Raw genomic sequence first — 19,447 nt, forward strand, 5'->3', positions numbered from 1 at the left:
CGGTGACACCGGCCACTATCGTTTGCCTCATGACCTCCATCGCCCTTGCTGAGGAGCTCCTCCTCCTCGCGTACGACGACCAGACCGGCAAGGCGACCGGTTCCCGCATCGGGCTCGACCTCGGCATGGCCGCTGCGGTGCTGGTCGACCTCGCGCTGGCCGGGCGGATCGCGTACGTCGCCGGGAACCTGGTCGTCAACGACCCCACGCCGACCGGGGACCCGATCGCCGACCGGATCCTCGCGAAGGCCGCCGACGACGACCCGCACACCCCCGCACAATGGGTCCAGCGCCTGCGTCACCGCCTGCGCCAGCACGTCCTCGACGATCTCATCACCCGCGGCGTCATCCGCGACGAGGACGAGACCCAGATGGGCGGCGTCATCCACCTGCACCGCTACCCGACCACCGACCCGGCCTTCGAAGCCGAGATCCGCAAGCGCCTCGCCGAAGCCCTCATCACCGACGCCGTCCCGGACGAGCGCACCGCCGCCCTCTGCACCCTGCTGGTCGCCACCCGCATGGAGCCGGCCCTGCGCCTGCCCCCGGAGGAAGCCGCCCGCGCCCACGAACGCCTCGAGAAGATCGCCAGCGGAGCCGGCTTCTCCGGCGACGCCAACCTCGAGAACTCCATCGTCCGCCCCAGCGTCGCCCTGGTCGTCGCCACCCTCGGCAACGCCATCCGAGCCGCCCTGGGCGCCCCCCGCGTCGTCTGAGCAGAGAGCACCGTTGCGCCGAGGAGGCGCAACGGCTCAGATCGCGTTGATGATGTTCAGAATGTTGCGGTTGGCGAAGACCCGGCCATACTGCCGACCGGTGCGTTCCTCGAGGATGCCGAGGCTGACCAGCCGATTCACGGCCGTGTTGGCGGCAGGGTAACTGACGCCATGACGTTGTGATGCCGTGGTGGGAGTGATCATCGGATATCCGATGAGATCTTCGGTGATCCGGGTGGCGACACCCCGGATACTGGCCTTCATCAGGCGGTTCATTGCTTCGTCCCGCCAGTCGTGCAGGGCATCGATCTTTTCGACTGCCCTGACGGCCTGTGCCCTGACCGCCTCGGAGAAGAACTGGATCCAGGGGTCGAACTCGCCCGTGGCACTGCACCGGAGCAAATGATCCTGATACTCGCGGCGCCGTGACTCCAGCCAAGGAGACAGGTTCAGAACCGGGACTCTCAACTCACCGCGACAGGCCAACTGAAGAACACATACCAGTCTGCCGAGCCGGCCGTTGCCGTCGTTGAACGGGTGCAGAGTCTCAAATTGGTAGTGGCCCAGAGCCATCTTGACCACCAGGGGAAAGACATCCTCACCGTTGATCCATGACGCCCAGGCTTGGACTCCGGCCTGCAGTTGGTCGCCGGGTGGGCACGGGATGAACCGAGCGTCGCCCACTCGTCCGCCACCACTACCGATGAAAACCTGGGTCGTACGGACGTGACCCGCCTCGCCGGAGTCCCCCCGAGTGCCACGAACAAGTCGTTTCTGCAGCTGTTCGAGCATGCTGACCGTGATCGGTTTGTCTTTGATCCAGTCGAATGCCAGCTCCGCTGCTTCGACGTAGTTGACGACTTCGGCGACAGACGCCGTCAGTTGATCCCGGTCGAGAAAGTCGGCTTCCAGCACGTCGTCAAGCGTCGTGTACGTACCTTCCAGGGCCGAGGTGCTGACAGCCTCGCGTCGAATCGCCGGGCGGGCCAGCAAAGTCGGGTTCGGCAGCCGGAAGGCGGCTTGATCCAGACGCGCGACCGCCGCAGTCGCGTTGGCTACTGCGACGTAGGTCTCCTGGCTGAGGTTCAGCTTCCAGGGAAGCGGATCGGGAAGAAATGCGCGCTCGTTATATTGCTCACCGTAACGAGGGTCCCAGCCGCCGATACGGACAAGTGAGCCAACAGGGGATGTTTCGAAATCTGGGTACTGCACCCGATCTAAAGTAACGGTCGATTCGCTTACAATCCAGCGATTAGATTGCAAGTCTGGACGTTGGCACGAAGCGAGTTTGTAAGCCGATCCGGAAGTACTTACAATCTCGGGTCAAGATTGTAAGTACTCTCCGTGACGAGCGTCAGAGTGAGGACGGCAGGCCGAGGGCATCGCTGATTTCGCGGCGGAGGGTGGCCATGGAGGTGCCGGAGCGGAACTGGGCGTTGACCAGTTTGCCGGTGCCGAGGGGTTCGACGACCTCCAGGTAGGCCTTGAGCTTCGGTTCGGTGCCCGAGGGGCGGATGACCACGCGGGCCTGGGCGGTGCGCAGGGTGAGGACGTCGGCGTCGGGGGCGCGGTCGTCGACCTCGGTGATGGGTACGCCGAGGAGCTCGGTCGGCGGGTTCGTCCGTACGTGGGTCATCATGCGGGTGATTTCGCTGAGTTCGTCGACGCGGACGGAGAGCTGGTCGGTGCGGTGGACGCCGAACTCGGTGTCCAGCTCGTCGAGGCGGTCGCGGATGGTCCTGCCCTCCGCCTTCAGTGACGCGGCCAGTTCCGCCACGGTGAGGGCGGCGGTGATGCCGTCCTTGTCGCGGACCATGTCGGGGGCCACGCAGTAGCCGAGCGCCTCCTCGTAGCCGTAGGCCAGTTCGTCGGCGGCCCGGACGATCCACTTGAAGCCGGTCAGCGTCTCCGCGTAGGGCACGCCCCGCGCCTCGCAGAGCGCACCGAGCTGGCTGGACGACACGATCGTGGTGGCGTACGTGCCGGGGGTGCCGCGCCGGATCAGGTGGTCGGCGAGCAGTACGCCGAGCTCGTCGCCGCGCAGCGCCCGCCAGCCGCCATCGGGGCGTAGCGGGATGGCCACCGCGCACCGGTCGGCGTCGGGGTCGTTGGCGATGGCTAGGTCGGCTCCGGTCGCCTCGGCGAGCGCGAGGAGCAGGTCCATCGCGCCCTTCTCCTCCGGGTTGGGGAACGCGACCGTGGGGAAGTCCGGGTCCGGCTCGGCCTGTTCGGCGACGATGGCCGGGGCGGCGAAACCGGCTTCGGCGAAGGCTGCGGCGAGGACCTGGCCACCCACACCGTGCAGGGGTGTGTACGCGACTCTCAGGTCACGCGGGCCTTCGGCGACTACGGCGGCGGCGCTCCGGGCGTACCCGTCGATGATCTGTTCGTCGAGGAGCGTGCCGGGCCCGCCCAGCGGGACCGCGGTGACCTTCTCGATCGCGCGGATCGCGGCCTCGATGCCGGTGTCGGCGGGCGGGACGATCTGCGCGCCGGCGCCGGCCGGACCACCGAGCTGGGCGCCCAGATAGACCTTGTAGCCGTTGTCCTGGGGCGGGTTGTGGCTGGCGGTGACCATCACGCCGGCGACCGCGTCGAGTTTGCGGACCGCGTAGGCCAGGACCGGGGTCGGCAGCGGCCGGGGGAGCACCAGGGCCTCGCGCCCGGCCGCGGTGGCGACCCGGGCGGTGCGTTCGGCGAAGTCCTTCGAGCCGTGCCGGGCGTCGTAGCCGATGACCAGGGGGCCGGTGCCGCCCTGCTCGGCGAGCCAGGTGACCAGCCCGGCGGCGGCGCGGGTGACCACGGCCAGGTTCATGCCGTTGGGACCTGCCCGCAACCGGCCGCGCAGCCCCGCGGTGCCGAAGGTGAGTGGGCCGGCGAACCGGTCGGCCAGCTCCTCCCCGGTCTGCGGGAGCCGGTCCAGCAGGTCGCGGATCTCTTCGCGGCCCGCCGGGTCCGGGTCGTCCGCCAGCCAGGTCTCGGCCAGCTCTCGTAGCTCGTCAGTTGTTGCCATGCACAGTTCGTAGCATGGCCCCTGTTTATGGTTTCACCTGGGTTTTCCGCCGCGGGAAACAGAGCTAGCCGTCGAGGGCGAAGCTCTTGACCAACTCGTCGAAGATCGGCTTGCTGTCGGCGAACTGCTCCTCGGTGCTGGTCATGTAGAACGAATACGCCTTGCCGCCCTCGATCAGCGCGCCCCAGAGCCCGTGCCGGGTGCCGTCGCAGGTGTATTCGAGGACCGCGCCCTGCTTGCCGTCGATCTCCTGCTCGGTGAGGCCGACCTGCTTGTACGGCTTGGGGCAGCTGGAGCCCTTCTTCTTCAGATTGCTCTCGGCGATCTTCAGGAAGGCCTGCGCCTCACCCTTGCCCGGCTCGACCAGCAGCCGGACCTTGCGGTCGGAGTCGGGGTCCACATAGTCGACCCAGCTGCCGCCGCTCTTCTTGGTCCAGCCCTCGGGCACCGAGACGCTGGTCCCGCGGCCCTTGTAGGCGACCGTCGGGAAGTTGGCACCGGCAGGCTCTGACGCCTGCGGCAGCGCGGCCGTCGTCGTGGCCTTGTCGTCGTTGCCACTGCCGCTGAAGATCAGCACCACGACGAGGATCAGCACGAGCGCGGCACCGCCGGCGGCGGCGAGCTGGGTGTTGCGCGGCCAGCCCTTGACCGTGGTGACCGCCTTGTCGGTGGTCTGCCGGACGGTGGTGACCGTCTTGTCGATCATCTGCTTGCGCTTGGCACCGGGGCTCATGGTGACCGTGCCGCCGCCGTAGTTCATCGGCTCGCGGGCGGCGCGGTTGCCGTCCCACTGCCGGCGCGGCGGAATAACGCTCGTCGTGTCGCCGTGGTTGCCGTTGGCGATGACGCTGGTGCGGTCGCCGTGGTTGCCGGGCGGGATGACGCTGGTCCGGTCGCCGTGGCTGCCCCCGGCGGATGGGAGCACGCTCGTGCGGTCGCCGCCGCGAGCCCCGCCGGGCATCGGCGGAGGCGGCGGGTAGGCGCCCGTGGGCTGGTCGGCGCCGGGCGCGGCACCACGCCGCTGCTGGCCCGGCGCGTTGTCCTTGTTGAGCTTGGCCAGATGCCCGGAGAGCGACTCGCCGGGGGCGAGCATGGCCCGGCCGCCGATCTGCCCGGAAGGCTTCGGCTGCTGGGGCGGCGGGATCTGCTGGGTCTCGGCCGCCGGCGGGCGCTGCGACGGGACCACCGAGTAGGGGTCCGTCATCATGTGCGGCGGGGCCTTGCTGGCCAGCGGCCCGGCGAGCTGCTGGCGCAGCATCGTGCGGGCGGTCGTCACGTCGAAGCGGCGGGCGGGGTCCTTCTCGAGCAGGCCCATCAGGACCGGCGTGAGCGAGCCGGCGCGCACGGCGGGGGTCGGCGGGTCCTCGACGACGGCGTGCATCGTCTCGATCGGGTCACCCTTGTCGAACGGCGGCCGGCCCTCGATCGCGGTGAAGAGCGTCACACCTAGCGAGAACAGGTCGCTCGGCGGGCCGAAGTCGCTGCCCATCGCCCGCTCGGGGGAGATGAAGTGCGGTGAGCCGAGCACCATGCCGGGCGTGGTGAGCTGCACGTCGGTGGGCATCCGGGCGACACCGAAGTCGGTGAGCACGCAGCGCCCGTCGTTGCAGATGAGCACGTTGGCGGGCTTGACGTCACGGTGCAGCACGCCGTGCGCGTGGGCCACCTCGAGCGCACCCAGCAGCGCGATGCCGATCTTGGCGACCGCGCGGGCGGCGACCGGGCCGTCCTCGATCACCATGTCGGCGAGGCTGCGCGCTTCGAGCAGCTCCATGACGATCCAGGGACGGCCGTTCTCGTGCACGACGTCATAGACCTGGACAACGGCCGGGTGCTGCAGAGCAGCGGCGGCGCGGGCCTCGCGCATCGTCCGCTCATACATCGAGTCACGGTCGCTGGGCGCCAGGCCGGGCGGGAGGATGACCTCCTTGATGGCCACGTCGCGGCGAAGCAGCGTGTCGGCGGCGCGCCACACCGTGCCCATACCGCCGTGACCCACGGCCGAGCGCAGCGTGTAACGCCCACCGATGAGCGTGCCCGGGGCTGCGCGTCCGCTGGTCGAAGCGGTGTTGCCACTGCTCCACGTCGGGATCTGAGTCACAGAGATGCCACCGAAGGGGGTCTAGGGGGCGGTCGGCCAACCCCGCTATCTTGCCCGGTCCGACCCGGTTTCCGGAAGTCGGTCGCCGAGTGTTCTCGTTCTCTCGACGGTACGTAGCCGTACCATCGCTTTCGGTGGCACTTTTCGGACGCCGGGGCTCGTATCACCCGGGCGTGTATTTCTAATCCCGGTGGAACCGGTGGCGGGGGTCTAGGCTTTCGCGATTGCGGACACCGGACTCAAGGACGAGAGCGATACCGAACGTGACGAGTGCAGCGACGGCGTCCGAGGGCGCCCAGACGGCGACGTTCCCGGGCCCGCCACCCGGAGCCGAACCCCTGCCCGGTCAGCTCGACCGCTGGCTGGGTGCGCGGGGCGCCGAGTTGGTGGCCATCCGCCGTCACATCCACTCGCACCCGGAGCCGTCGTACTCGGAGTTCGAGACCGCCGCACTGATCGCCCGCGAGCTCGCCGTCGCCGGGCTGACCCCGCAGCTGCTGCCCAAGGGCAACGGTCTGATCTGTGACATCGGCGAGGGCGACCGGGTTATCGCGTTCCGCGCCGACCTGGACGCACTGCCGCTGCAGGACACCAAGGACGTGCCCTACCGCTCGACGGTCGCCAAGGTCGCGCACGCCTGCGGCCACGACGTGCACACCACCGTCCTGCTCGGCCTCGGTCTCGCGCTGGCCCAGCTGAACGATCTCGGTGAGCTGCCCGGCCGGGTCCGGCTGATCTTCCAGCCCGCCGAGGAGGCGGTGCCCTCCGGCGCGCCCGGGGTCATCGCCGCCGGTGCGCTCAAGGACGTCGCCGCGATCTACGCCCTGCACTGCTACCCGCAGCTGCCCGCCGGGCTGGTCGGGGTCCGCTCCGGCCCGTTCACCGCCGCCGCCGACACGATCCGGGTGCGCCTGACCGGCCCCGGCGGTCACACCGCCCGGCCACATCTCACCGCCGACCTGGTGCACGCACTCGGCCGGGTGATCGTGGACGTCCCCGCACTGCTGGACCGCCGGGTCGACCCGCGCGCGGGCGTCTCCATGGTCTGGGGTGCCGTGCACGCGGGCAAGGCGTTCAACGCGATCCCCGGCGAGGGCGAGGCGCTCGGCACCGTCCGCATCCTCAACCGCGAGGCCTGGCGGGAAGCCCCCGAGCTGGTCACCAGGTTGATCCGCGACGTGGTGGCGGCGACCGGCGCCGAGGCGGAGGTCACCTACACCCGCGGCGTCCCGCCCGTGATCAACGACCGGATGGCCGCCGCCGTCATCGCCGGTGCCGCCGGTGCCGCGCTCGGCGCCGACCGGGTGGTCGAGGCCGAGATCAGCATGGGCGGCGAGGACTTCGCGTTCTACCTGGAGCACGTGCCGGGCGCGATGATCCGGTTGGGAACAGGCACGCCCGGCTCCGAGGTCCGCTACGACCTGCACCAGGCCAACTTCGACGTGGACGAGCGCTGCATCGGCTACGGCGTCCGCGTCATGGTGCACACCGCCCTGGCCGCGCTAGCCACCGGCGCTTTCTAGGGCCACCGGCGCGGGCTTGCGGCGCCGCCTACGGCGCACGAGCCAGAAGCCGACGGGTACGCCGATGATGAGCAGCCACGGCAGCAGGAACCCCAGCACTGTCAACGCCACACCCAGCGACGTGAGCAGACCGTGCCAGCCGGCGGTCAGCCCGTCGAGGAAGCCCGGGTCGCCGTCATCGACGGGTGTCACGTCGGCCTGCGGGTCGAGCAGCACCGCCGTGATCGTGGAGAGTGCGGTGAGGTCGGCCAGCCGGCGCTTCTTGGCCTGCAACGACGCGAGATCCGCCTCGCGGGTGGCGACCTCGCGCTCGAGCATCACCAGGTCGTTGAGGGACTTCGCCTGGCCGAGCAGTTTGCGCCCGCTGTCCACCCGGGCCGTCTGGGTGAGGATCCGGGCGTCCAGATCCACGGTCTCCTCGGTGACGTCCTCGGTGCTGATCCCGCGCTGCTCCTCCTTGCCGAGCCCGGCGAGCTGGTCGATGACGTTCGAGAACTTCGCCGCGGGCACCCGCAGCGTCAGGGTGGCCTGCGCCGAGCCCTTGTCACCGCTGCTGCTGCGATCGTCGCCGCCGATGAAACCACCCGCCCCGGTGACGATGGCCGTCACCTGCGCGGCTTTGGTGTTGACGTCGTCGACCCGCACGGTGATGGACCCGGTGTAGACGATCGCCCGCTGGTCGACTGCCAGATCGGGCGATTTCTGCTTGTCCTCGGCGGTGCTGTCCTGCTCGACCTGCTTCTCCGCGATTCCGGCGCCGGCCTGGCCCACCGCCGGTGCGGCCGCCGAGTCGCTCGCCGTGTTGCTGCTGTCGCCGCTGCCGCAACCCGCCAGCGCTATCACCGAGGCGAGCCCGGCGGCCGCCCACCATCCGTATGTCCTGGATCTTGCTGTGCGCATGGATCCTCCCGTTCCCCGTTCCGGTCTGCCCGGCTGGGACGTACGGCGGGCTGCTCCCGGTTCCGACAGACTGTTCGGTAGCGGTCACGATTCGGCAGCGGAGGCGACACGTGCGTATCACCAAGTTCACCCATGCCTGTCTGCGGCTCGAGGGCGACGGCGTTCTGGTCGCCGATCCCGGGGCGTTCAGCGAGCGGTCGGCGCTCACGGGCGCGGACGCCGTACTGATCACGCATGAGCATTTCGATCATCTGGACCCGGATGCGCTCGCCGACGCTCTGGCCCGGCGGCCGGGGCTGAGGATCTACGCCCACCCCGACGTGCTGCCGAAACTCACGGCGTTCGCCGATGTGGTCACTGCCGTGGAGCCCGGCGCGGAGTTCGAGGCCGCGGGCTTCAGGATCCGCGCGTACGGCGGCCAGCACGCCGTCATCCACCCGGAGCTCCCGCGCATCGCGAACCTGGGCTTCCTGATCTCGGACGGCGCCGGCTCGGTCTACACGCCCGGCGACTCGTTCACCGTCCCGGAGGAGTCCGTGGACACGCTGTTCGTGCCGCTGAACGCGCCGTGGATGAAGCTCAGCGAGGCGATCGACTTCGTGCGGGCGGTCCGGCCGGGGCGGGCGTACGCACTGCACGACTCCCTGCTCACCGAGACCGGCGCGAGCATCTCCAACGGTCACCTGGAGCGGTTCGGCGGTACGAAGTACGCGCAGCTGGCCCCCGGCACCACCGTCTCCTGAGGCGGGCGACGTGGACGACATCGACGAGCTGATCCGGCGGCTCTACGAACAACCGCCGGACGGCTTCGTCGCGGGCCGGGCCGCCGCCGTGGCCGAGGCGAAGCAGGCCGGCGACAAGGACCTGGCCAAGCGGCTCGCCGCGCTGCGCAAGCCGACCGTCGCCGCGTGGCTGGTCAACCTGCTCGCCCTGCGCCGCCCGGAGCTCATCGCCGATCTTGTCGAGCTCGCGGAGGAACTGCGGCAGGCTCAGCGGGGGTTGCAGGGCGAGCAGCTCCGCGAGTTGTCCACCCAGCGCCGGCAGGTGGTGTCCGCGCTGGTCGCCGCGGCGCAGAAGCTGGCGATCGCGGACGACCCGGCGCTGCGCAGGGTGAAGTTGCCGATGGCCGAGGTCGAGTCGACGCTGACCGCGGCGATGGCCGAGCCGGACATCGCCGAGCAGGTCCGCAGTGGCCGGTTGGTGAAGGCGGCGACCTACGCGGGCTTCGGCGAGGTCCCGCGCCCCCGCCTGCGTCTGGTCACCTCCCCCGAGCCCGAGGGCAAGCCCTCGGAGAACGAGCCTGCCGAGCGGGATCGCGCAGCGGAGCGGGAGCGTGCGGCGAAGCGCAGGGAGCTGCAACGGGATCTGACCATCGCCCAGCGCGCCCGGGAAAAGACGCAATCCGTGCTGGAAAAGGCCGAGGCCGCGGAAAGTGACGCAGGCCACTCCATTGATGAACTTGAGGAACAGATCGCGGAGCTGGAGCGTCGGCGCGGCGACGCGCAGGCTGAGTTGTCACGGCGCAAGCTGGCACGACGCTCCGCCGAGCGCGACGCATCGGCGGCTCGGCGACAGGTCGGCGACGTGGAGGCGGCCATCGAAGACCTGGACGCCGAGGAACCGGGCTAGTCGTCGGTTTTCCTGAACCGGTCAGGGAGAGCAGAATCGGGCGGTGACACCCGAACAGGCAGCCGCCAATGCCCGGCCGGGACTCGCATCGCTCGTCGGGGCGTTCGCGGAGTCTCCGCAGACGCTGCGCCGTGCGCGGGTGCTGGGCCTGTCCGGGTGGGCCTATCACGTGTCCGCGCGGGCCGGTGCGCTCGGCGACGTGCGCCCCGAGACGGTGGCGGCAGCCATCGGCTTCATCGCGTCCGAGGCCGTGACCGACGGCTGGGAGGGCGCTGCCAAGATCACCCCACCGGTCGAGGTCGCCAGCTGGCATCTGCGCGAGATGTGCCGCTGGGGCGTCGAGCAGCTGGGTGGCTTCCCCCGGCTCTCGCGCCTGCTGGAGCTCTCGAAACGCGTGGTGTCCGCGGTGGACGCCGCGGCGCTGCCGCTGTTCGCGGCGTGGCGGGCGATGCCGGTGCCCGAGAGCGAGCCGGGAGCGCAGGCGGCCTTCATGCTGCACCTGCTCCACGAGCACCGGCTAGGCATCCATGTGGTGGCGGTGCGGGCCAGCGGCCTCACCCCGCTGGAGGCGATCATCGCCGGGCCCGAGGGCGAGACCGGCGCGGTCGCGTTCGGCTGGCAGCCGCCCTATCCGCAGGCGGGCCCGATCATGCGGCGGCTGATGTGGGCCGAGTCGGTCGCCGATTCGCTGGCCGGGCAGGCCTACGCGGCTCTGGACCGCGCCGAGCGCATCGAGCTGATCGGTCTGCTGCAAAGTCTGTCGCACCGCCTGGCGCGATAGGGCACTCTGACCGGGTGACGATGGGGAACATCCGCCGACCTACGCTCGACGACTCCGCCGAGCTCCTCGCCATGGTGCACGCGTGCGACATCGCCGCCGTGGGTGAGCCCGACTTCACCCCCGACGAGGTGCGTGACGCGCTCACCGGGCCCAACACCGACATGACCCGGGATTGCTGGGTGGCCCTCGACACGGACGGCGCGATCGTCGGCTGGGCGTTCCCGCACAACACCAACCGCGGGGACCACGACTTCGTCGAGGTGTTCGTGTGGCCAGGGCGCGGTGAAGCCACGATCCGGCCGCTGCTGGAGCTGCTGCTGGTCCGCGCCGCCGAGCGTGGCGCCGAGTTCGGGCACCGGAACTACAAGCTGCGGGCTGGTGCGATCCCGACGGAGAAGCCGTGGATCGAGGCGCTCACCGAGGCCGGGTTCACGTTCCTCAAGCAACACGCACGGATGACAATGGCGCTCACCGGGCATCCGCACACCGCCCCCGAGCCGCCGGCCGGCATCACGATCCGGGCGATCGACCCGGACGACGAAACCGAGCTGCGGCGTTTCCAGGCCACGATCGCCGAGGCGTTCGAGGACACCGATCACCACGCCACCGACTTCGAGACCTGGCAGGCGCGGATCGCCGGGGAGTCGAGCGTGTCGTACGACGAGTGGTTCGTCGCGTTCGTGGACGGCGAATGGGCGGGGGTGCTGCAATCCTCGGACAACTCGATCGCGGATGGGCAGGGCTGGGTGCGGGCGCTCGCTGTGCTCCGGGCGTACCGGAAAAGGGGTGTGGGTGAGGCGCTCCTGCGCCGAGCCTTCGCGACCTACGCCGGCAAAGGGCGGACCGAAGTGGGTCTGGGGGTCGACATGGCCAATCCAACCTCGGCCGTGCGCCTCTACCTGGCCGTCGGCATGCACCCGAAATACGAGGCCGACATCTACGAGCGCGAGATCGTCACGGCTTGAGATCGAGCGACGCCCGGAACGACCCGTCCATCTCGAACGGCACGGACTGGTGCTCGTGGGTGATCAGCCAGGTCCCCTCGATCTTGCGCAGGCCGTGGGTGACCCGGTGCCAGAGGTCGAACGCCTCGCTCTGGCCCTTCGGGATGCCGCGCATGCAGTGGAGGCTGCTCGCGAACGCCACCTCCGGCCCCGCGGTGATCTCCAGCGCGGTCACCTCGAGCGTGGGCGGCTGCTCGAACGTCGCCAGCCAGTGCTCCAGCGGCTCGGGGTCCTGCGCGCTCGCCGGCTGACGCAGCGGCGGGGCGAGCGTGAACTGCACCGCATCGTCCGCGTAGTACCGCAGGATGTCCTTGACCTGCCCGGTGCCCAGCGCGGCGGCGTGGCCCTCGATGACCTCGCGGATCGCTTGCTCGTCCATGGCGTGCTCCTGTCGTGGAAGTTTCTCTCGCGGGGACGTCGAAGCCGCCGTACCCGCTTCGACGTCCCGGGAGAAGATTTCTTGACGAGCAGAGGAGCCGGGGATGAAGTACCTCATTCTCATCCAGTCGAACGAAAAGTCACTCGCCGTCTGGGAGACGCTGAGCGAGCAGCAGCGCATCGACTTCGGCCGCGGGCATCGCAAGCTCAGCGAAGAGATGGAGGCTGCCGGCGTACGCGTCAGCAGTGAAGGCCTCGCCGATCCCGCCCGGGCCAGCCGGGTGTTCGTGCGCGACGGGCAGGCGGTTGTGTCGGACGGCCCGTTCGCTGAGGCCAAGGAGCATCTCGCCGGGTTCTACCTGATCGACGTCGACTCGGCGCAGGAGGCGTTCGAGTGGGCCGCGAAGGTGCCGGACGCCGCGACCATCGGCGTGGAGGTGCGCCCGGTGCTGGACATGAGCGGGTGGGAGATCTGAGCCTCCCCGGGATGGGCCTTCCTGGGATGGGCGTCCCTGGGCTGGAGGACCTGCTGCGTGCCGCCACGCCGCAGGTCCTGGGCGCGGTGGTGCGCCGCTACGGCGACTTCGACCGGTGCGAGGACGCGGTGCAGGAGGCGTTGCTGGCGGCGGCGCGGCAGTGGCCGGCTGAGGGCGTACCGGACGATCCCAGGGCGTGGTTGATCACCGTGGCCGCCCGTCGCCGGATCGAGGTCCTGCGCAGCGAGACGGCCCGGCGGCAGCGCGAGGAGGCCGTGGCGGGTTTCGTGGCCGGGCCGGTTCCGGAGACCGATGACTCGCTGACGCTGCTGTTCCTCTGCTGTCATCCGGCGCTGACCACGTCGTCGCAGGTGGCGCTGACCCTGCGCGCGGTCGGCGGGCTGAGCACCGCCGAGATCGCCCGGGCCCTGCTGGTCCCGGACTCGACCATCGGTCAGCGGATCAGCCGGGCCAAGCAGAAGATCCGCGAGGCCGGCGCCCGGTTCGTGCTGCCGGCGCCCGCGGAGCGCTCCGCCCGGCTCGCCGCCGTGCTCCGCGTGCTCTACCTGATCTTCAACGAGGGTTACACGGCCAGCTCGGGACCATCGCTGCACCGGGTCGAGCTGTCCACGGAGGCCATCCGGCTGACCCGGCAGCTGCACGCCCGGCTGCCCGGCGACGACGGCGACGGTGAAGTCGCGGGCCTGCTCGCATTGATGCTGCTCACCGATGCCCGGCGCCCGGCCCGGACCCGTGCGGACGGTGGCCTGGTGCCGCTGGCCGAGCAGGACCGCACGGCCTGGAACGCCGCGCTGATCGCCGACGGCATCGACCTGATCACCAGGACTCTGTCTTCCGCGCCGATCGGCCCCTATCAGGTGCAGGCGGCGATCGCTGCCGTGCACGACGAGGCCGCGACGGCGGCGGACACCGACTGGCCGCAGATCCTGCGCCTCTACGACCTGCTGGCGCTGCTGGAACCGGGCCCGATGGTCACCCTGAACCGGATCGTCGCCCTGGCCATGACGCGGGGCCCGCGAGCGGGTCTGGCCGCCCTGGACGAAGCCGCGCTCACCGGGCATCACCGGATCGACGCGGTGCGCGCCCACCTGCTGGAACTGGCCGGCGACCTGCCCGCCGCCCGCGAGCACTACGCGGCCGCGGCCCGGGGCACGCTCAGTGCCGCGGAGAAGCGCTATCTGGAGAGCAAGCTCTAGACCTCGGGGGCCTGGGTACGCGTGGGGCGCTGGCGCAGGTCGTGCACGTAGTCGTCCGGGGCACCGGCCTTCTCGGCGGCGTTGGCGATCTCGGAGAGATACCACGCAGTGGGCATGCCGCCCTCATAGCCGTGGAAGACGTAGACCCACGCGCTGAGGTCGCCCTCCAGCGTCGAGACCCGCACGGTGACCTTCTGGTAGGCGCCCGCCGCCACGCCCTCGACCTCGTCGAGCTGGGACGCGTCCCACGGGTGCACGTCGTAGAGCGAGACGAAGACCCGGTCGCCGGGGGACTCGACGATCGTGGTGACCGCGCCCTCCCAGCCCATGTCGCCCTCGCCGGCGAAGGTAAGGCGCCAACCCTCGACCCAGCCCACCCCCACCATCGGGGAATGCGGGCAATACGCCCGCATTCGGGCAGGATCCAGGTTCGAGCCGTACGCCGCGTAATGACCCACGGCGATGACCATAGCCCCGTCCGGCAGTGAGGGAGAATAGGAGGCGAGCGTGTCGGCATAGTTCCGCCGCATCGCTACGAAACGTGACAATGTCGCTCGTCCTGACGGAGGTTGGAAGTCGTGAGCCGGATCGTGATCATCGGCGGTGGGCCGGGCGGGTACGAGGCGGCCCTGGTCGCCGCGCAACTCGACGCGGACGTGACTCTCGTCGAGGCCGACGGAGCCGGCGGTGCCTGCGTGCTCTTCGACTGCGTGCCCTCGAAGACGTTCATCGCCAGCTCGGAGGTGGTCACCGGCTACCGGCACAACGAGCGCTTCGGCATCCGTTCCGCCGGGCTCGACGGCGTCTCTATCGACGCCAAGGCGGTCAACGAGCGGGTGAAGAGCCTCGCGCTCGCGCAGTCCGCCGACATCCAGGCCAAGCTCGTCAAGTCGGGCGTGGACGTCGTGCACGGGCACGCGCTGCTCGGTGAGGACACCCTCGGCCACACCCACCGCGTGCTGATCACCCCGCACGGCGGCGAGATGTACGAGATCGACGCCGACACCGTCCTCCTGGCCACCGGGGCCACCCCGCGCGTGCTTCCCACCGCCGTTCCCGACGGCGAGCGCATCCTCGACTGGCGCCAGGTCTACGACCTCACCGAGCTGCCCGAACACCTCATCGTCATCGGCTCGGGCGTCACCGGCGCCGAGTTCGCCAGCGCCTACCTCGCGATGGGCGTCGCCGTGACCCTGGTCTCCAGCCGCGAGCGCGTCATGCCGCACGAGGACGCCGACGCGGCCATGGCCATCGAGCGCGTCTTCCGCGATCGGGGCATGACGATCCTCAACCAGTCCCGCGCGGAGTCCGTGGTCAACACGGGTTCCGAGGTCGTGGTGACCCTCGCGGACGGCCGGGTGGTCACCGGCTCCCACGCCCTGATGGCGGTCGGCGCGGTCCCCAACACCGCGGGCCTGGGCCTGCGGGAGTACGGCGTCGACGTCGCCCAGGGCGGCTACATCACGGTCGACCGGGTCTCGCGCACCAACGTCCCGGGCGTCTACGCCGCCGGCGACTGCACCGGCGTCCTGCCCCTGGCCAGCGTCGCCGCCATGCAGGGCCGCATCGCCGTCTGGCACGCCATGGGTGAGGCCGTCGCCCCGCTGCGCCTGCGCACGGTCTCCGCCAACGTCTTCACCGACCCGGAGCTCGCCACGGTAGGCGTCTCCCAGAACGACGTCGACCAGGGCAAGATTCCCGCCCGGCAGGTGATGCTCCCGCTCACCGGCAACGCCCGTGCCAAGATGTCCGGCCTGCGCGACGGCTTCGTCAAGCTCTTCTGCCGCCCCGCCACCGGCCAGATCGTCGGCGGCGTCGTCGTCGCCCCCAAGGCCAGCGAGCTGATCCTGCCGATCACGATGGCCATCGAGAACAACCTCACGGTCGACCAGCTCGCCCACACCATCACGATCTACCCGTCGCTGTCAGGCTCGATCGCCGAAGCAGCCCGCCAGCTCATGCAGCACGAAGTCCAGTAGGCGACCCGGTGTCTCGGTAGGCGGCCCGGTGTTTCAGTAGGCGGCCCGGCGGGCGGGCTCCTCCGGTGTGGAGGGGGAGCCCGTGGGGGCGTTGGGCACGACCTCGTCCTCGGCTGCGGCGTCGGCGGCGTCCGGGGCGATCTCCTCGTCGGCGTTCTTGCGGCCGCCGAAGAGGGCGAGGATCCAGCCGGCCGTGCCGAAGATGACCGCGGCGGTGGCGGCGATGGCGAACAACCGCCAGGCGGACTGGGTGATGGCGGTGCCGCCGACATGGCCGACTAGCCCGCCGTACATGGCCCAGGCGAGCGCGGCGCTGCCGTCGTAGAGGACGAAGAGTTTGACCGGGTATCCGGTGCGGCCGGCGTGGTAGCCGGCGGCCATCCGGCCGCCCGGGACGAAGCGGCAGAGCAGCAGCACCAGCGGGCCGGGTTTGCGCAGGCCGCGGGTGAAGCGCTCGGCGGCGCGCTTGGTCTTGGACTGCTGCTTGGGACCGGCGTCGTCGGCGGACTTGTGCATGAACCGCCGGCGCAGCGCGGTCAGCCGCCCGCTCACCCAGTGGCCCCCGGCGGACCGGCCGAGGACGAACGCGATCGAGTCGCCGGTGAACATGCCCAGCGCGCCGATGAGGATGACCAGCGGCAGGCTGAGGTTGCCGTAGACGGTGAGCGCGCCAGAGGTGATCATGATGGCCTGGATCGGGACGACCGGCACCAGCGCGTCGACGGCCAGGAACCCGTAGATGGCAAGGTAGGCCCATGCCGGTGTTGACAGGACGGTCAACAGTTCGGTCATGAGCTCGGCCACCTTGGGATTGTCCGTGAGCGCAGCTGTGAAAGCGCTGAGTTCAGCATGCGCCCTGGTCGGGCTCCGCTGACGGTGATGCCCGACACGGTACGGGCTGGACGGCGATCCCGCTGCCGAAGACGCGCGTCCGGTATCCGTCCTTCCGGCCGTTCCGGGCCCCGATGGTGAGCTACTCGTCCGGTCGTCACACGCGTACCTTGGTAGCAGTCCCGAAACACCGGGTCCCCCGTTCCTGGTGTGCCGGGTCAGCGGCGCCCGTCCGGTTCGCCGGATGAGCTGCGCCCGGGCCGTCGGTAGGTCCCGTACCGGCGGCCCGCCCATAGACCAGTCGTAGATCCTGCCTGTGACTCTTGTTACCCGTGCGCAATGACCCGCCCTTAGGGTCAGGCCATGGCGGATCTTTTTGAGGAATACCGCCTCGGCCCCGGCTGGGACGAGATGTTCGCGGAGCCCGGCATGCCCCGGGAGACCTACGAGGCGCTGCATGCCACGCTGCAGCCACTTTCCAGCGGTGAGCTGGGCGTACGAGCCGAGGTGCTGGCCCGTGCGTTCCTCGATCAGGGCATCACGTTCGCCCTCAAGGGGGTGGAGCGCCCGTTCCCGCTCGACATCGTGCCCCGGATCATCGCCGCGGCGGAGTGGCGCTCGGTCGAGGTCGGTGTCGCGCAGCGGATCCGCGCGCTCGAGGCGTTCCTGGCCGATGTGTACGGCCCCGGGCAGGTGCTCGCCGACGGCGTGGTGCCCCGGCGGATCATCGCGACCAGCGCGCACTTCCTGCGGGCGGCGGCGGGCATCAACCCGCCCAACGGCGTGCGCATCCATGTGGCCGGCGTCGACCTGATCCGCGACGAGCAGGGCACCTTCCGGGTGCTGGAGGACAACGTGCGGATCCCGTCCGGGGTCAGCTACGTGATGGAGAACCGCCGGGCCATGGCCCAGGTGCTGCCCGAGGTGTTCGCGGCGACCCGGATCCTGCCGGTCGAGTCGTACCCGGGGATGTTGCTGCGGGCCCTGCGCGCCGCCGCCCCCGTCGGTGTCGGTGATCCGACCGTGGTGGTGCTCAGCCCTGGAGTCTTCAACTCGGCGTATTTCGAGCACGCGCTGCTGGCCCGGGAAATGGGCGTCGAGCTGGTCGAGGGCCGGGACCTGGTCTGCGTCGGCAACGACGTGGCCATGCGCACCACCGCCGGCGAGCAGCGGGTGGACGTCATCTACCGGCGCATCGACGACGACTTCCTCGACCCCGTGCACTTCCGGGCGGACTCGGTCATCGGGGTCGCCGGGCTGCTGAACGCCGCACGGGCGGGGCGGGTCACCATCGCCAACGCGGTCGGTAACGGTGTGGCGGACGACAAGCTGCTCTACACGTACGTTCCGGACCTGATCCGCTATTACCTCAACGAGGAGCCGCTGCTCCCGAACGTCGACACGTACCGGCTGGACGAGCCCGGCGTGCTCGACCACGTGCTGCCGCGGCTGGACGAGCTGGTGATCAAACCGGTCGACGGGGCCGGCGGCGCGGGCATCGTCATCGGCTCGCAGGCCACCGACGAAGAGCTCGCCGTGGTCAAGGAGACGATCGTCGCCGACCCGCGGGGCTGGATCGCCCAGCGGGAGGTGAAGCTCTCGATGGTGCCGACGCTGATCGGCAACCGGCTGCGCGGGCGGCACGTCGACCTGCGCCCGTTCGCGATCAACGACGGCGAGAAGATCTGGGTGCTGCCGGGCGGGCTGACCCGGGTGGCGCTGCCCGAGGGCGCCCTGGTGGTCAACTCCAGCCAGGGCGGCGGCTCCAAGGACACCTGGGTGCTCGCCGACCCCGACGACACCACGCCGTTCGAGGTGCCGCACCTGCCCGCCGACGCGGCCCCGCTGCCCCCGGCGGCCAGCCCGGTCCCAGGCCCGGCCGCGGGAGTCGGCGAGTCCCAGCAACAGCAACAGCAACAGCAACAACAGCAACAGGAAGGCCCGCGATGCTGAGCCGGATCGCCGAGTCTCTCTACTGGATCGGGCGGTACGTGGAGCGCGCCGAGGACACCGCGCGCATCCTCGACGTGCACCTGCAGCGCATCCTCGCCGACCCGTGGACCGACGAGGACCAGGCCTGCCGGTCACTGCTCGGGGTGATGGGCATGCCGATGGAGGAAGAGCAGCTGACCTCCGCCCAGGTGATCGGCCTGCTCGGCCTGGACGAGCACAGCCCCAGCTCGGTGGTCGGGGCGCTGGCCGCCGCCCGGGAGAACGCCCGCGGCGCCCGCGAGACGGTGTCGTCGGAGATGTGGGAGTGCCTCAACTCGACCTGGCACGGCCTGCCCAGCGCCCGGCGACGGGTGGAGCAGCAGGGGGTGCACGCGTTCTTCCGCTGGGTGCGGGAGCGCTGCGCGGTGATGGCTGGCCTGACCGATGCCACGATGAGCCGGGACGAGGGCTGGCTGTTCCTGGTCCTCGGGCGCAGCATCGAGCGGGTCGACATGACCGCGCGGCTGCTGCGCACCCACGAGCGGGCCGGCGGGAGCATCCCGTCGTGGCTGACGTTGCTGCGTTCCAGCGGGGCGTGGGAGACGTTCCTGCGCACCTACCGGGGGTCGCTGGACGATCGGCACGCCGCCGAGTTTCTGCTGCTGGACAGGCTATTCCCACGCTCGGTCTTCGCCGCGCTCTCCACCGCGGAGTCCTGCCTGACCGACCTCGAGCCCGACCCGGGCCGCGCCGGGGTTGCCACGGACGCCCAGCGCATCGTCGGCCGCGCCCGCACCAACCTGGAATTCCGGGGCGCCGACGAGCTGATCGACGACCTCTCCGCCGTACTGTCCAGCCTGGAACACACCTGCTCCCAGGTCAACGACGCCGTCTCCCGCAGGTACTTCCGCCAGACGACGGCAGTGAACTGGGTCAAGGGAGCCGTGGCATGACCGATTGCACCGAG

At 70.3% G+C, this 19,447-nt stretch carries 18 protein-coding genes; 11 read left to right on the top strand and 7 right to left on the bottom strand.

The features are described from left to right. Positions 1 to 29 precede the first annotated feature (29 nt). The gene (locus Aco04nite_RS30090; protein WP_213000591.1) at positions 30 to 716 is read left to right on the top strand and encodes a GOLPH3/VPS74 family protein; all 687 of its coding nucleotides are present in this window, start codon (positions 30 to 32) and stop codon (positions 714 to 716) included. A 36-nt stretch (positions 717 to 752) separates the two neighbouring features. Here Aco04nite_RS30090 and Aco04nite_RS30095 read toward each other — a convergent pair whose 3' ends face one another. The 3 genes from Aco04nite_RS30095 to Aco04nite_RS30105 form a co-directional block, all read right to left on the bottom strand. Further along, on the bottom strand, positions 753 to 1,928 hold the full coding sequence (locus Aco04nite_RS30095) for a Fic family protein (RefSeq protein WP_213000592.1): 1,176 nt from the start codon (positions 1,926 to 1,928) through the stop codon (positions 753 to 755). 142 nt (positions 1,929 to 2,070) lie between these two features. Beyond that, positions 2,071 to 3,729 carry a phospho-sugar mutase gene (locus Aco04nite_RS30100; RefSeq protein ID WP_213000593.1) on the bottom strand — a complete coding sequence of 553 codons (1,659 nt, stop codon included), beginning with the start codon at positions 3,727 to 3,729 and terminating at the stop codon, positions 2,071 to 2,073. Positions 3,730 to 3,793: 64 nt separating this feature from the next. Further along, entirely contained in the window at positions 3,794 to 5,830 is a 2,037-nt protein-coding gene (locus Aco04nite_RS30105; RefSeq protein ID WP_213000594.1) for a serine/threonine-protein kinase, read from the bottom strand. Positions 5,831 to 6,093: 263 nt separating this feature from the next. On the opposite strand from Aco04nite_RS30105, the gene Aco04nite_RS30110 reads away from it, so the two are divergent. Beyond that, positions 6,094 to 7,353 carry an amidohydrolase gene (locus Aco04nite_RS30110; RefSeq protein ID WP_213000595.1) on the top strand — a complete coding sequence of 420 codons (1,260 nt, stop codon included), beginning with the start codon at positions 6,094 to 6,096 and terminating at the stop codon, positions 7,351 to 7,353. Here the strand turns inward: Aco04nite_RS30110 and Aco04nite_RS30115 are convergent. Next, entirely contained in the window at positions 7,333 to 8,253 is a 921-nt protein-coding gene (locus Aco04nite_RS30115) for a DUF4349 domain-containing protein (protein WP_213000596.1), read from the bottom strand. The genes Aco04nite_RS30110 and Aco04nite_RS30115 overlap by 21 nt on opposite strands. A gap of 110 nt (positions 8,254 to 8,363) precedes the next feature. Here Aco04nite_RS30115 and Aco04nite_RS30120 point away from each other — a divergent pair, with 110 nt between their 5' ends. Genes Aco04nite_RS30120 through Aco04nite_RS30135 form a run of 4 tightly spaced genes read left to right on the top strand, consistent with a single transcriptional unit; the run spans position 8,364 to position 11,628 of the window. Further along, the gene (locus Aco04nite_RS30120; RefSeq protein ID WP_213000597.1) at positions 8,364 to 8,996 is read left to right on the top strand and encodes an MBL fold metallo-hydrolase; all 633 of its coding nucleotides are present in this window, start codon (positions 8,364 to 8,366) and stop codon (positions 8,994 to 8,996) included. A gap of 10 nt (positions 8,997 to 9,006) precedes the next feature. Next, positions 9,007 to 9,882 carry a hypothetical protein gene (locus tag Aco04nite_RS30125; RefSeq protein WP_213000598.1) on the top strand — a complete coding sequence of 292 codons (876 nt, stop codon included), beginning with the start codon at positions 9,007 to 9,009 and terminating at the stop codon, positions 9,880 to 9,882. A gap of 43 nt (positions 9,883 to 9,925) precedes the next feature. Next, positions 9,926 to 10,663, top strand: coding sequence for an SCO6745 family protein (locus Aco04nite_RS30130; RefSeq protein WP_213000599.1), 738 nt, complete (start codon positions 9,926 to 9,928; stop codon positions 10,661 to 10,663). Between the two features lie 20 nt (positions 10,664 to 10,683). Continuing rightward, complete coding sequence (locus Aco04nite_RS30135; protein ID WP_213000631.1) at positions 10,684 to 11,628, top strand: GNAT family N-acetyltransferase; 945 nt, start codon at positions 10,684 to 10,686, stop codon at positions 11,626 to 11,628. Here the strand turns inward: Aco04nite_RS30135 and Aco04nite_RS30140 are convergent. Further along, positions 11,618 to 12,046 (bottom strand): YybH family protein, encoded by a 429-nt coding sequence (locus Aco04nite_RS30140; RefSeq protein ID WP_213000600.1) that lies wholly within the window; start codon positions 12,044 to 12,046, stop codon positions 11,618 to 11,620. The two genes, Aco04nite_RS30135 and Aco04nite_RS30140, sit on opposite strands and share 11 nt — an antisense overlap. A gap of 103 nt (positions 12,047 to 12,149) precedes the next feature. On the opposite strand from Aco04nite_RS30140, the gene Aco04nite_RS30145 reads away from it, so the two are divergent. Both Aco04nite_RS30145 and Aco04nite_RS30150 read left to right on the top strand, forming a co-directional pair. Beyond that, entirely contained in the window at positions 12,150 to 12,521 is a 372-nt protein-coding gene (locus Aco04nite_RS30145; RefSeq protein WP_203838315.1) for a YciI family protein, read from the top strand. An 11-nt stretch (positions 12,522 to 12,532) separates the two neighbouring features. Next, entirely contained in the window at positions 12,533 to 13,738 is a 1,206-nt protein-coding gene (locus Aco04nite_RS30150) for an RNA polymerase sigma factor (RefSeq protein WP_244876396.1), read from the top strand. Here the strand turns inward: Aco04nite_RS30150 and Aco04nite_RS30155 are convergent. After that, complete coding sequence (locus Aco04nite_RS30155; protein ID WP_203838316.1) at positions 13,735 to 14,196, bottom strand: gamma-glutamylcyclotransferase; 462 nt, start codon at positions 14,194 to 14,196, stop codon at positions 13,735 to 13,737. The two genes, Aco04nite_RS30150 and Aco04nite_RS30155, sit on opposite strands and share 4 nt — an antisense overlap. Before the next feature lie 120 nt (positions 14,197 to 14,316). On the opposite strand from Aco04nite_RS30155, the gene Aco04nite_RS30160 reads away from it, so the two are divergent. Then, a complete protein-coding gene (locus Aco04nite_RS30160) occupies positions 14,317 to 15,717 on the top strand; it encodes an NAD(P)H-quinone dehydrogenase (protein ID WP_213000601.1) in 1,401 nt (466 codons plus the stop codon). Positions 15,718 to 15,750: 33 nt separating this feature from the next. On the opposite strand, the gene Aco04nite_RS30165 is transcribed toward Aco04nite_RS30160, so the two are convergent. Then, positions 15,751 to 16,509, bottom strand: a complete 759-nt coding sequence (locus Aco04nite_RS30165; RefSeq protein ID WP_213000602.1) for a DedA family protein — start codon at positions 16,507 to 16,509, stop codon at positions 15,751 to 15,753. 402 nt (positions 16,510 to 16,911) lie between these two features. On the opposite strand from Aco04nite_RS30165, the gene Aco04nite_RS30170 reads away from it, so the two are divergent. Both Aco04nite_RS30170 and Aco04nite_RS30175 read left to right on the top strand, forming a co-directional pair. Further along, positions 16,912 to 18,501, top strand: a complete 1,590-nt coding sequence (locus Aco04nite_RS30170) for a circularly permuted type 2 ATP-grasp protein (protein ID WP_213000603.1) — start codon at positions 16,912 to 16,914, stop codon at positions 18,499 to 18,501. Next, positions 18,495 to 19,433 carry an alpha-E domain-containing protein gene (locus Aco04nite_RS30175; RefSeq protein ID WP_213000604.1) on the top strand — a complete coding sequence of 313 codons (939 nt, stop codon included), beginning with the start codon at positions 18,495 to 18,497 and terminating at the stop codon, positions 19,431 to 19,433. Before Aco04nite_RS30170 ends, Aco04nite_RS30175 begins: the two co-directional genes overlap by 7 nt. The last annotated feature ends 14 nt before the right edge of the window (positions 19,434 to 19,447 follow it).

The sequence above is a fragment of the Winogradskya consettensis genome (assembly GCF_018332715.1).
Classification (GTDB): domain Bacteria; phylum Actinomycetota; class Actinomycetes; order Mycobacteriales; family Micromonosporaceae; genus Actinoplanes; species Actinoplanes consettensis.

What these genes read in the sequence shown, in the direction of transcription:
- Aco04nite_RS30090 (WP_213000591.1), top strand. Translation starts at nt 30, where the DNA reads ATGACCTCCATCGCCCTTGCTGAGGAGCTCCTCCTCCTCGCGTACGAC.
- Aco04nite_RS30100 (WP_213000593.1), bottom strand. Translation starts at nt 3,729, where the DNA reads ATGGCAACAACTGACGAGCTACGAGAGCTGGCCGAGACCTGGCTGGCG.
- Aco04nite_RS30115 (WP_213000596.1), bottom strand. Translation starts at nt 8,253, where the DNA reads ATGCGCACAGCAAGATCCAGGACATACGGATGGTGGGCGGCCGCCGGG.
- Aco04nite_RS30135 (WP_213000631.1), top strand. Translation starts at nt 10,684, where the DNA reads ATGGGGAACATCCGCCGACCTACGCTCGACGACTCCGCCGAGCTCCTC.
- Aco04nite_RS30140 (WP_213000600.1), bottom strand. Translation starts at nt 12,046, where the DNA reads ATGGACGAGCAAGCGATCCGCGAGGTCATCGAGGGCCACGCCGCCGCG.
- Aco04nite_RS30145 (WP_203838315.1), top strand. Translation starts at nt 12,150, where the DNA reads ATGAAGTACCTCATTCTCATCCAGTCGAACGAAAAGTCACTCGCCGTC.
- Aco04nite_RS30150 (WP_244876396.1), top strand. Translation starts at nt 12,533, where the DNA reads ATGGGCCTTCCTGGGATGGGCGTCCCTGGGCTGGAGGACCTGCTGCGT.
- Aco04nite_RS30165 (WP_213000602.1), bottom strand. Translation starts at nt 16,509, where the DNA reads ATGACCGAACTGTTGACCGTCCTGTCAACACCGGCATGGGCCTACCTT.
- Aco04nite_RS30170 (WP_213000603.1), top strand. Translation starts at nt 16,912, where the DNA reads ATGGCGGATCTTTTTGAGGAATACCGCCTCGGCCCCGGCTGGGACGAG.
- Aco04nite_RS30175 (WP_213000604.1), top strand. Translation starts at nt 18,495, where the DNA reads ATGCTGAGCCGGATCGCCGAGTCTCTCTACTGGATCGGGCGGTACGTG.